The 12155-nt window shown below is 46.3% G+C and carries 11 protein-coding genes; 3 read left to right on the forward strand and 8 right to left on the reverse strand.

All coding sequences use genetic code 11. The annotated features are described in order from the left end of the window. The first annotated feature begins 156 nt into the window (after positions 1 to 156). Positions 157 to 705: an isochorismatase family protein gene (locus WCN91_RS05575; protein WP_342677090.1), complete on the forward strand. Its 549-nt coding sequence runs from the start codon at positions 157 to 159 to the stop codon at positions 703 to 705. A gap of 21 nt (positions 706 to 726) precedes the next feature. Here WCN91_RS05575 and WCN91_RS05580 read toward each other — a convergent pair whose 3' ends face one another. The 5 genes from WCN91_RS05580 to betI form a co-directional block, all read right to left on the reverse strand. Continuing rightward, positions 727 to 1428, reverse strand: coding sequence for a TorF family putative porin (locus WCN91_RS05580; RefSeq protein ID WP_425416011.1), 702 nt, complete (start codon positions 1426 to 1428; stop codon positions 727 to 729). Between the two features lie 8 nt (positions 1429 to 1436). Continuing rightward, positions 1437 to 2654: a BCCT family transporter gene (locus WCN91_RS05585; RefSeq protein WP_342677092.1), complete on the reverse strand. Its 1218-nt coding sequence runs from the start codon at positions 2652 to 2654 to the stop codon at positions 1437 to 1439. Positions 2655 to 2772: 118 nt separating this feature from the next. Next, positions 2773 to 4440, reverse strand: coding sequence for a choline dehydrogenase (gene betA, locus WCN91_RS05590; RefSeq protein ID WP_342677094.1), 1668 nt, complete (start codon positions 4438 to 4440; stop codon positions 2773 to 2775). Positions 4441 to 4449: 9 nt separating this feature from the next. Beyond that, positions 4450 to 5913 (reverse strand): betaine-aldehyde dehydrogenase, encoded by a 1464-nt coding sequence (gene betB, locus WCN91_RS05595; protein ID WP_342677096.1) that lies wholly within the window; start codon positions 5911 to 5913, stop codon positions 4450 to 4452. Further along, a complete protein-coding gene (gene betI / locus WCN91_RS05600) occupies positions 5914 to 6513 on the reverse strand; it encodes a transcriptional regulator BetI (protein WP_342677098.1) in 600 nt (199 codons plus the stop codon). It abuts the gene before it with no gap. A 363-nt stretch (positions 6514 to 6876) separates the two neighbouring features. Between betI and WCN91_RS05605 the strand changes: the two genes are divergently transcribed. Both WCN91_RS05605 and WCN91_RS05610 read left to right on the forward strand, forming a co-directional pair. Then, positions 6877 to 7071 carry a (2Fe-2S)-binding protein gene (locus WCN91_RS05605; protein ID WP_342677100.1) on the forward strand — a complete coding sequence of 65 codons (195 nt, stop codon included), beginning with the start codon at positions 6877 to 6879 and terminating at the stop codon, positions 7069 to 7071. Between the two features lie 187 nt (positions 7072 to 7258). Next, positions 7259 to 8725: a phospholipase D family protein gene (locus WCN91_RS05610; RefSeq protein WP_342677102.1), complete on the forward strand. Its 1467-nt coding sequence runs from the start codon at positions 7259 to 7261 to the stop codon at positions 8723 to 8725. Positions 8726 to 8776: 51 nt separating this feature from the next. Here the strand turns inward: WCN91_RS05610 and bfr (WCN91_RS05615) are convergent, their stop codons facing one another. The 3 genes from bfr (WCN91_RS05615) to WCN91_RS05625 all read right to left on the reverse strand — a co-directional run bounded on the left by bfr (WCN91_RS05615) (position 8777) and on the right by WCN91_RS05625 (position 12058). Further along, on the reverse strand, positions 8777 to 9241 hold the full coding sequence (gene bfr / locus WCN91_RS05615; RefSeq protein WP_342677104.1) for a bacterioferritin: 465 nt from the start codon (positions 9239 to 9241) through the stop codon (positions 8777 to 8779). After that, positions 9241 to 9726, reverse strand: coding sequence for a bacterioferritin (gene bfr, locus WCN91_RS05620; RefSeq protein WP_342677106.1), 486 nt, complete (start codon positions 9724 to 9726; stop codon positions 9241 to 9243). The genes bfr (WCN91_RS05615) and bfr (WCN91_RS05620) overlap by 1 nt, the downstream gene beginning before the upstream one ends. 217 nt (positions 9727 to 9943) lie before the next feature. Next, entirely contained in the window at positions 9944 to 12058 is a 2115-nt protein-coding gene (locus WCN91_RS05625) for a TonB-dependent receptor (RefSeq protein WP_425416012.1), read from the reverse strand. Between the last annotated feature and the right edge of the window lie 97 nt (positions 12059 to 12155).

Here is a 12155-nt window from a genome sequence, read left to right on the forward strand (position 1 = left end):
AAAGGTTGAGCTAGGCTATCAACAGGGAATTAACATTATAATTTGTAAATCTAGCATAGAAGTGTCCGTGGTCACCATATCTTTATAATTTCACTTCTAAAAAAATCTAATATATGGTTAACATTGGAGCAACTTATTAGCCCAAGGATCGATCAAATGCCCCATCTCTCGCCCAATCCAGATCTAGCACCCGCACTTATCGTTATCGATATGCAGCTTCGTTTAGCCCCGGCAATGGCAGACTATCAACAGGTGTGTGCCCGTGTTGACTTGCTGAGCCAGGTGGCCACTATACTGGAATTAGCGCATATAATTACTGAGCAAAACCCGCAGGGTTTGGGGGCAACAGATCCTTGCCTGGTAACTCCCAACGCCAAGGTGGTGGCCAAAGACACCTTTAGTGCGGTGCAAAGCGAGGCCTTTATTGCCGCTCTTGAGCCTTTGGGCGAATCGCACCTGTATTTATGCGGCATGGAAAGTCATGTATGCGTGTACCACACTGCCAATGAATTGCAGCGCCAAGGCCATGCAGTCACAGTAATTGCCGACGCCGTGTGCTCGCGCAACAGCGACCATAAAGCACTCGCACTACAACAATTGCGTGCTAATGGCGTGCAAGTATGTGCCAGTGAAACAGTGATATTTTCTTGGCTGAACAGCTGTAAACACCCTCGGTTCAAAGAAGTGCTGGCACTTATCAAATAAGCACCAGCAGCAATGGGCTAATTACAATGAGAAGCTACGACTGACTGATAACACAAGCCTTTCATCAGCATATTTGCTATCGAGGTCCGTATCTTCAGCAGCGAGTTCAAAATCAAAGCCAGCAAAGGAAGTTTGATAAGCTAGGCGGTAGTGTAGGTATGACTTACCATCATCTTGCCAAGCATATTTGTCGCCATCGAGAGAGTTTGAGGTATCAATACTTGCTCTGAGCACATGGCCTTGGGCAATTTCGACGCTGTGTGCGAGCATCGCAATGACATGTCCTGCGTCAGTACCAAAATAGTCCCATGCATACCAAAAGTTCATTTCACTGGTGCCCATTGCATTGTCATAGGCAAACAGAGTATAGGCTTCGAAATAATTACCTTCACTCGAGTATGAGGCACCATGATAACTGTAGTATGCAAGACCATAATCAACACTTAACTGGTCATTGAGCTGTCGATACTGTCCCACGTAGGCATCCCACTCGAGATTTGTATCATCACCGAAGTCGACATTGGATGCCCAGGTACCGGCATAGAATCCACTGTCAGCTGAATAATCAATACTGCCTTGTAATGCTGGGTCATTGAGTGTTTGGCTTACACCGTTGAAAGTATAATCACTGACTCCAGTGACAGTTGCTGACCAATCTGCAAGGCAGGCAGTTGACGCCATCATTAGTGACATCGCGCTTATAGAATGTATAAATTTTTTCATTGTTGTTCCTAATGTACAGATTCAATTTTTGTATAATCGAGTAGATTTTCTTTTGGAGAGCTGTCGATATTTTTCACTGTTTTAAACTTGTTATATAAAATGTAGCCCAAACAGCTGAAAAACAGACAAATAACTAGCGCTCCAACCCATTGAATTTGTAAGAAGTCAAAAGTGAATAGCAGTGTTAATGCGCTTAATGCACTGATATGTAAAGCCAAATACTTCCATTTGCCGAGTCGCGCAGTACTTAACTCTAAATTGTCACTGTACAAACGAATCAGTGAGTCTAATGAGTTGATTACAAAAACAATACCCACAAAAACCATCGCAAAGTTACGGATGCCAGTCGTATCTAGTCCTGCATCATGATAGTGATACAAGACCCCAAACCACATCGCGATTGGGATTGAAGGGAAAATGAGCATTGCTGCAAGTACTTGGTATGTTTTCAAGCCACCCACAAAGCGCGCGGTAAATTGCCCTATCATGATACTCCACGCAAACCACCAGAACAGGTAGAAGGCATGATAGTCATTAATTGGGAAGATAAATTTATGGATATTGGTAAAGTAACCGCCTAGCATGCTTATCGATTGCGCATATTCTCCCATTGGGCTGTCGCCCCATAAGAACGCGCCGCCCCACATAAAAGCAATCAAGCCGATAAAGACCCAAGTGGTTGAAACACTGAGAATACGCACATATTTTATGTCAGTACTTGAGTACACAGAGAACACAATCGCTGCAAATACAATGAGATAGAATATCGGTAAAATGCTTTCACCATCGCCTATACTGGGAAGGTACCAGGGTAAGTTAGCAAGCAGCAATGATGCTGTGAACGCACATGTGCCTATAATAACCACGTTATTAATAAACTTAATCAACGGGATCTCAAAGAACTTCACCTTGGGTTCAATTACGCAGAAATAAAAGCAGGTAAGGAAGTAAAAACTCCAAATGAAAAAGCCCCAAAAACCAAATTCAATAGCAAGAGGGTTGGTAAAGGCATATTCTGGGCTTGCGTTTATGTCTGCGTAACCGCCGAATTCGGTGAGCGGGAACATGATCAGTCCCACGTCCAATCCTGAGGTGAACAATATGGCGATAAACGTAAAAGTACGAACAGGAGTTACCCCCACGCACTCTACATTTCCCCATTTTACGAGAATGAAAATGATAGCGAGCAACGTAAATAGGATGCCAGCACTAAGCCATAAGGTCATTGTCACCCTCCCAATATAAATAGAAAAAGTTCATCTTTTCTCCTTGTTGTGTGTAAGTTGGTTGCAGGCAGCACGAGACATCGTACTGCCCAAATTGATCGTTAATTGTTACTTGGCTTTAAAATGACGCACTACGCTGGCGTGTTGCCCATTGGCTATCACCAACGACTTCAGCACTGGCCTTGCTTAAAGGCTCTTTGCCGAGAATATGATCAGCTGCTTTTTCCGCTACCATGATGGTTGGTGCATTGAGGTTGCCGTTAGGAACCGTGGGAAATATTGAAGAATCGACAACGCGAAGGCCTTGAATACCATGCACGCGCGTTTGGCTATCAACCACGGCCATGTCATCCTCACCCATTTTGCACGAGCAAGAAGGGTGGTAGGCACTCTCTACAGCTTGACGCACAAATGCATCTATTTGTTCGTCAGTTTGGATGTGACTGCCTGGTTGAATCTCTTCATCTCGGAAGTCGTCAAACGCTGATTGGTTGATGATTTCACGGGTTAACCTCACGCACGCGCGAAAACCTTCAATATCTTCTTGGTGTTGTAAGTAGTTAAATTGGATTTGCGGAGCGGTGTCTGGGTCGCTATTTTTGGCTAACACATGACCACGGCTTTTCGGTTTGTTATGACCGATGTGAACTTGGAATCCATGCCCTGCAAACGCACTCTTACCATCATAGCGAATTGCCGCAGGTAAGAAGTGATATTGTAGATCCGGCCACTCAACGCCTTCTTTCGAACGAATAAAGCCGCACGATTCGAAGTGGTTAGTTGCACCTAAACCATCTTTGAATAGTAACCATCGAGCACCGATCAGTGCCTTTGAAAACAAACCTAACTTGCCATTTAAGGTGATTGGTTGTTTGCACTTGAACTGGAAATAGAACTCCAGATGATCTTGTAAGTTTTGGCCAACTCCCGGCAATTCGTGTTGGCATTCTATACCGGCTCCCTCAAGGTGCGACTTGTCACCAATGCCAGACAGTTGCAACAGATGAGGAGAGCCAATAGGTCCGGCGCTCAAAATAACTTCAGTGGTGGCTGTCGCGGTATAGACATTACCGCCTACACGGTACTGCACTCCCTTTGCGACTTTATTTTCCAGCACCACCTTTTGTGCTTTTGCCTTGGTGACAACGGTGAGGTTTTTACGGTGTTTGACCGGGTCCAAATAAGCTCGTGCCGTTGAACATCGCTTGCCCCCTTTGACAGTCATGTGCATGGGCCCAAACCCTTCTTGCTGGGCACCGTTGTAGTCGTTAGTAAAGGCATACCCAGCCTCTTTACCTGCGTCGATAAACGCGCGGTAAAGCGGGTTTTTCATTTCATTACCATTGTTTACCCCAAGTGGGCCGTCATCACCACGATAGGTATCCCCGCCGAGATACCATTGTTCCGCTTTTTTGAAGTAGGGGAGGCAGTCCTGATAGCTCCAGTTTTGGGCTCCATGCTCTTCCCATTCATCAAAATCCTTGGCATGGCCGCGCACATAGACCATGCCATTGATAGACGATGAGCCACCCAACACCTTGCCACGAGGGCAATGCATAACGCGGTTGTCTAAATAGGGTTCCGGATCGGTATGGAACTGCCATGCATACTTGTCTGTATTCATCGGAATCGACAATGCGGTGGGCATTTGTATGAAAATGCTTTTATCGCTGCCACCTGTTTCGAGCAGTAACACACGATTGTTCTCGTTTTCGCTCAATCGGTTTGCTAGCACACACCCTGCAGAGCCAGCACCAACGATAATATAGTCAAACTCGCTGTTCATAAGGTCTCCTTAAAATGGGCTTTCAAGTTTATTCATACCGACATAAATGGATTTAGTTTGTAAGTACTGGTTGAGGGCCTCGAGACCATTTTCGCGACCAATACCCGAAAGCTTGTAGCCGCCTACTGGCATTTCTGCAGGGGAGGCACCGTATGCATTAATCCAGCAAATTCCTGCTTCTAGCTGATGAATCACACGGTGAGCACGGCGCAAGTCTTGGCTCATGACACCCGCAGCCAAACCCAGTTGGGTGTTGTTCGCACGTTCGATGACTTCTTGCTCATCATCAAATACCAATACGCTCATGACTGGGCCAAAAATTTCTTCGCGACAAATCGTCATATCATCTTGGCAATCGGCAAAGATAGTAGGGGCTACAAAATAGCCATTCGGGGCGCTTTGCGGGCTTAAGGCATGGCCGCCGGTAAGTAATGAGGCGCCTTCGAGTTTACCCTTTTCGATATAGTCGAGTACCAATTGCTGGTGCTTTGCAGAGATGAGAGCACCCAGGTTCACCTCAGGATCCATAGGATCGCCCGCAACAACATTATTCTTTGTTCGTGCTACCAGCTCTTCTATGAACTGTTGGTATACACCGCGTTGAACAAATACACGCGTGCAGTTCGTGCACACTTCACCCTGGGTATAGAAATTACCCAACATAGCTGCACTGACAGCCTCACTGATGTCGGCATCATCAAAGACTAAAAGTGGTGACTTCCCGCCTAACTCCATGGTGACGTCTTTGAGGTTTGATGCGGCACTTTGCATTACTTTCATGCCGGTGTTGACTTCACCCGTAAAAGATACTTTTTCGATCTCATTGTGCGTTGTTAACCATTGCCCAACTTCCGCGGCACCATGTACAACGTTGAACACACCGGCAGGTACGCCAGCTTCAATGAAGATCTCTGCTAGCATAGTCGCGCCCTTAGGGGTTTCTTCTGAGGGCTTGAAGATCATCGCATTACCTGCTGCCAATGCGGGTGCGGATTTCCAACATGCGATTTGTAGTGGGTAATTCCAAGCGCCGATACCAGCACAAATTCCCAGAGGTTCTTTTCGGGTGTAATAGAAATCGCCAGCAACTTCTTGCTGCTGACCAACCGCTGTCGGCGCCAAAGACGCAAAATATTCGATTGCATCAGCGCCTGTCACGACATCAACACACTCTGCTTCTTGCCACGGTTTACCTGTATCCATTACCTCAATTTCGGCAAGCGCATCGTTGCGCTCACGAAGCAGCACAACGGCTTTATGTAAAATGCGAGCGCGCTCCATCGCTGTCATTGCTGACCATACCCTAAAGCCCGTTTTTGCACTTTGTATCGCTGCATCTTTAATGGCTTGGTCTGCACATTCTACTTGATAGATCACTTCACCGGTTGCAGGGTTGATTACATCAAACACTTCGCCAGAGCTATTTGCCATGGGTGAGCCGTTTATAAAGTTGAGTAAGCGAGAGTATGACATTTACTGTTCTCCAAATTGCGCTATCAAGGTATCGATATACTGTTTACTTAATTGCTCGGCATGCGAGAAATCAGCCTGAGATCCTCGGTTTAATACGCACCTTAACCACAGGCCATCTATCATTGCAGCAGTAAGTTCTGCTGCTTGCTTTGCGTCTTTACGAGGCATTAATTTACTAAATGATGCCTGTAGGTTGCTTCGTAACCGGGTGCTATTCACTTTTTGTAAGCGAAACAACTCAGGGTCATGCATTGATTGAGCCCAAAAATTCAGCCACGTTCGTGTACTGTCTTGCTGTTGCTGAATTGGCGCGAAGTTTGACTCGACGATCAGCTTTAAACGCTGCACCGGACTTAAAGAGTCGCTTTGTGCCATCTTAAGTAATAGGTTGCTCTTCAATTCACTCAGTAAAAAACGCACAGTGGCTTCGATAAGGCCTTGCTTACCACCAAAGTAATGACTAATGATGCCCGATGACATCCCAGCCCGTTTACTGATGCTGTTGATTGTGGTCGCGTGTAAACCGAGTTCCGCGACCGAGCTTAGTGTGGCGTCTATTAGCTGTTGACGCCTGACAGGTTCCATTCCAACTTTAGGCATTTTTATTAATTGATCGTTCAATTAAAATAAATGATAAATGTTTGAACTGAAACTTTCAAGTTGAGTGTAGATTAGTAGTAAAGGTTGGTCAGGCTATCTTGATCATTTTATTAATCGCCAAAACACAGCGTTGCTGCTGATTAAGACTAAATGAAGGTGGTTCTATTGGCTATTTTTGTCTCCGCAAAGCTACTTAGAGTCGTAATTATTTCTTTGTGTTGAGACTGTTTGAGTCCTAATGTTCTCCTTGCCCTATTAGCTGTGGCAGTCGAATTTTCAATTCATCAATCAAATTCTTATTGATAACTATTTTTGTTTAGATTAAAATCTCTTGCATAATCTAATTGAGAGTGGTTTGTATTCGTGTATATCTGTCTTTGTCATGGCGTTTCTGATAAGAAGATTGAGCAAGCTATTGATGATGGCGCTCGCTCTATGCGTGATCTTAGCTCCGAGCTTAAGGTCGGCTCTCAGTGTGGTAAATGTTGTAACTGCGCCAAAAAGATCCTGAATCAAAAGCTTATCGATATCGTCGATGTCACCGACGAAGTAGCCTAATCACCTTCCTCTGCAGTGTCGTTTATTTAGCTAATTTCTGTTATATCTCCCTGTTTTTGTTATATTGAGTGCACGATGATGGCAGGGGCCAAGGCTCATGTACGCAAAAACTTACCTCCGACTTCTGCTGATATCGCTATGCATCTGGTATTTGAGTGGCTGTAGCTCGGTTGCAGATTTTGAATCCATGCCTGAAGGCCCGGCCAGTTATGCATTACCCAGTGAGGATGCTGACTTGCTACATACGTTTTTTGAACAACAACCCAGTTCAGACTTATCCGGCTTTTACCCCCTGGTTGATGGCCTGGATGCGTTCGCGGCCCGTATTGCCTTGGCTGAAGTGGCGCAAACCTCCATCGATATTCAATATTATTTGTATCATCGCCAGGAAACCGGCAAGGTTCTGAGCGCTTACCTGCTAAAGGCGGCACAGCGTGGAGTCAGGGTGCGAATTCTGCTTGATGATATGTCGCAGGCTGAGTCGGAGCGTGACTTGGCGGCACTTGCGCGCCATGAAAACATTGAAGTACGTCTATTTAACCCTCTAAATCATCGCAAGCTGCGCTTTTTGAGCTTTATCACCGACTATTCGCGGGTATCGCGACGCATGCACAATAAAAGCTTTATCGTCGACAGCCAGGTTTTTATTACCGGTGGCCGCAATATAGGTAATGCTTATTTTTCTGGTGAGGATAGCTCACAGTTTGTTGACTTGGACGTACTCAGCATTGGCCCCGTGGTGGAAAAGGCTACTCAGGCATTTGATTTATATTGGAATCACCCCTTAGCCCAGGATATAGACCGCCTCTTTACCCAGGTGGATGATGGTCACTTCGACACCCTCAAGGAAACCCTGGCCTACTATATAAGCAGTCAGTACAGCGACAGCAGCCCCTATGTACAGCGGGTAAAAGAGTCGGATTTGGTGCAGTCGTTGCGCCGCGGTAAGTTGAACCTCGACTGGGCACTGGGCTATTTATATGTGGATGATCCCAACAAGCTACTGACCGACAGCAGCAATACCAGTACCCATATGGCGCCTAAGATGATCCGTGCTTTGGGTATGCCCAAACGTCAGGCGATTATTATTTCCCCTTATTTTGTGCCGCAAGAGCCGGGCATGGCCTTGCTACGGCGCTGGGTGGAGCAGGGAGTGGAAATCACGATATTAACCAACTCCCTGTCTGCCACGGATGTACCCGTAGTGCACGCCGGTTACGCCGGTTATCGCAAGGACTTATTGGCCATGGGCGTCAACCTCTGGGAGCTGAAACGCAACTTCGAGATAAGCCCGAAAAAAACCAAGATTAAAAGTTTTACCGGCTCTTCCGCCGCCAGTTTGCATGCTAAAACCATGGCCTTTGATAATGAGCAGGTATTTATCGGCTCGCTGAATTTAGATCCCCGCTCTTTTAATCTTAATACCGAGCAGGGGCTGGTGATCACATCCCCTCGGTTTAATCGCTTACTGCGTCGTTGGGTGGAAAACGATATGCCGAAATTTGCCTGGCAATTAAGTCTGGGTGCGGATGGCGAGTTGCAATGGCACAGTGCCGGCAGCGATAAGATTTACCATCAGGAGCCGGATACCAGTCGTTGGCAGCGCTTTAGCGTTTGGCTGATGTCTTTATTACCCATTGAGGGCATGCTCTAGGCGGGTTATGGGTCATAAAAAAGCCGCTCTAACAGCGGCTTCTTAGGTGAATTACAGCTGCGATTGCAGGTAGTTCTCTATTCCGGTGACCTTGATCAGGTGTTGCTGAGTTTCCAGCCAATCAATCTGCTCTTCCTGCTCATGCTGTATGGCATCAAGGGCTTCACGGCTGATATAGTCAAGGCGCTCTTCCGCCAGTTTAATTGCTGCTTGCAGGTCTTTTAACGACTCTGTTTCAAAGTGCATATTGGCGGCAATCATTTCCTCGGCATCTTCACCGATACGCAGGCGACCTAGGTCCTGTAGATTAGGCAGGCCTTCTAAAAATAAAATACGCTCAATTAAGCGGTCGGCATTTTTCATTTTTTGAATTGAGACCTTGTAATCGGCCTTATCTAGCTTGCTAAAGCCAAAGTCCTTAAACATACGGGCATGTAAAAAGTATTGGTTGATACCAACCAGCTCATTGGCCAATACCTTATTTAGCGCGCGGATTACGTCCATATCACCTTTCATTATGATACCTCGGCATCGCCCATTTGCGATTGTTGATAGTTTTGCAGGCCAATTTTATCGATAAGACCCAGCTGCTGTTCAAGCCAGTAAACATGGTCTTCTTCGGTGTCGAACAAGAGCTTTTCCAGCACTTCACGAGACTGATAATCCTGCTCTTCTTCGCAAATTTTGATGGTTTCTTTGACGCATTGCACCACTTCAAGCTCAAGCTTGAGATCGTTGGCCATCATGTCTTTTACATTGGTGCCCACAAGCAGATCGCGACGCTTGGTCATATCCGGCACGCCTTCTAAGAAAAGAATACGTTTTATGAGCCAGTCGGCATGTTGGGTTTCTTCATCGCGCTCATGCTCAAGACGTTCATAGAGTTTATTTAAACCCCAGTCTTCATACATGCGTGAATGGATAAAATATTGATCGATTGCGGCGAGCTCATTTGCCAGCAGTTTATTGAAGCTATCGATAACTCGTTGTTTACCTTGCATTTGCTACGGCCTCGTTGTGCATTGATGGGACAAGTGTAGACTATCCTGCCAGCAAAGCAAATATTTTCATTATAAATCAGTTGGTTACAATTGTGACTTATTCGCATTCCAATTTATATTTGCCGTTAGATTTTAAGCAAAATTGTCGCCAGAAATTGGTTTGAATTGCCCACCTTGTTAGCCTGTTTGATGACAAACAAGGTGGGCTCAATCAGGGCTAAAACTGATACTTTAAGCCGACGGTAATACTGGTGCCTAACCCTTTAATGTTATAGCCACCGTAGGTGTAGGCCTGAGCGCGGGCAGGGTAGTAGTCTCGATTTAAGAGGTTTTCAACGCCGATATAAGCATTGAGTTGCTCGGTAAACTTATGCTGGCCACTGAGATTGACGACCAGGTAATCGTCCACCGGGCCTTGATCGCCCACATAGTCGCCATTGGCATTGGCCGCAAAACGCTTACGATTGCCAACATACAGCAGAGTCATGCTGACGCCCGTATCGCGACTGGGTTGCCACTGCAGGTTGGCAGTCGCTTTCGGTGGGCTTATCTGTTTGGCGCCAAGATAGATGTCGTCCTTCGTATTTTTACCTTCGACATAGGCATAGGTCAAAGTGGTACGCCAGGCCGAATTAAAGCGATAATCGGCAAGCAGCTCATAACCCCAGATTTCCTGGGGTGCGCGCACTGGCATATACACACCTGTGGTTTCGTTAAAGCTGTTGCTTGTGCCTAACTCGGACGTGCTGCGATACAAAGAGCCCTCTAGGCGCAGCGCATCAAGAACAGAGGTAAAGCCAACCTCATAATTATCTATTACCGCGGCCTCGGTGCGAATAAGACTGATATCGTTGACCGTAGCGGTGCGTAATAATAGGCCAATATCCGAAATGTCAGCGCCTTGAGAATAGCTAATAAAGGGGCTAAAAGCCTCAAAGGCATTGTACTTAATGCCAATATTATAAGTGGTAGCGCTATAGTTTAGGGTGTCGCCTTTTACATCCATAGGCACTGAACACTGGGTTTCACTGCGACACAGCTCCAGGGTGCGATAATCATCCACCTTCAGGTCTATGTCTTCATGGCGTACGCCGGCCTTAATCACATAATGATCGTCGATAACCCATTTGCTTTGCACAAAACCGGCAAGGTTGCTCATATCCATTTCTGGCACCCAAATACGGCCATCGACAAGCGGCTGTGAGCTGATGTCATTAAGTAAATCAACACCATAAATAAAGGTGGCTTCGGCACCTTGCAGCTCAAATTGGCTGTTAAAGGTGGTGCGTAATCCTTGTTTTTCTGAGGCGATAATAGATTGGCCGCCATCATAGCCGGCACTTGGGTTGGCCAGGTTGGGAGAGTAGAAGAAAACATTCTCTATGTCTTGGGCGTATAAGTCGACCGTCATCCCGGTATTGGCAAACACCTCACTGTCACTGTATTTGAGCATGATATTGGTATTGCCGCTCGGGCCTTGTGGACGACCTTGCTTTTGCTGGTCGGCCGGTACATGAATGGCGTAGGACTTATCCCCTTGGTTGATATCACCAAAAATATCACCAAGATCTGTTTTCTGTTGTGACTTGTAGTAGTTGAAGGTCAACGACAGGGATTTTTCAGCGTCGAAATCATAACCTATTTTGGTGAAATAGTTTTCGGTTTCGACATCACTCAAGCCGTATTGCAGGCCAAGAATATCGCCTTCGGCATCGCGCTGTACGCCATTTTCTTCATAACTCAGGGTAGCCAGATAAGAGAATTTGTCCATACGACCGTTAATTGAGCCTTCCACGCGTGTGCCTAGAGTTTCATCGCTTTTAACGGCGCTAAAACGGGTCGAGGCATCCACCGAGGCGGAAAAATCACTGCTGTTGCTAGGCTTCTTGGTGATGTAGTTGATCACCCCGCCAGCGGCACCGTTGCCATATACTGAAGTGGCGCCTTTGATCACCTCAATGCGCTCCAGCACGCTTGGGTCCAGGCTACGGATGCCCAAAGAGCCATTTCTCAATGGCGTTGATTGTGGTACGCCGTCGATCATGATCAGCGGCGCACGGCCACGCAGGGTTTGTCCGGTATTACTCGAACTGTTGGTACTGGGTGCCATGCCAGGTACCAAAACCTCGAGTAGGTTTTGTAACTCCGGACTGACCTTGAGCTGAGCTTCTATCTGTTCGCGGCTGATCACAGTGACCGAGGCGGGAACTTCATCAATGCTTTCCACCACACGGCTGCCGGTGACAATAATATGTTCAAGGTTGTGAGGGACTGATTTGGCATAAAGGGGAGCGCTAAGCGCAATGGCTAAAAGAGAAAGTGAGAAACGCACAGAGTTACCTTTTATTATTTAAATTTTCGCAAATGATAATGAAAATAACTATCAATAACAATTATTGTTTCGTTAATTTTATCGCCGGTGTTTGGTC

It is taken from the genome of Pseudoalteromonas qingdaonensis (assembly GCF_038739665.1).
GTDB lineage: Bacteria > Pseudomonadota > Gammaproteobacteria > Enterobacterales > Alteromonadaceae > Pseudoalteromonas > Pseudoalteromonas qingdaonensis.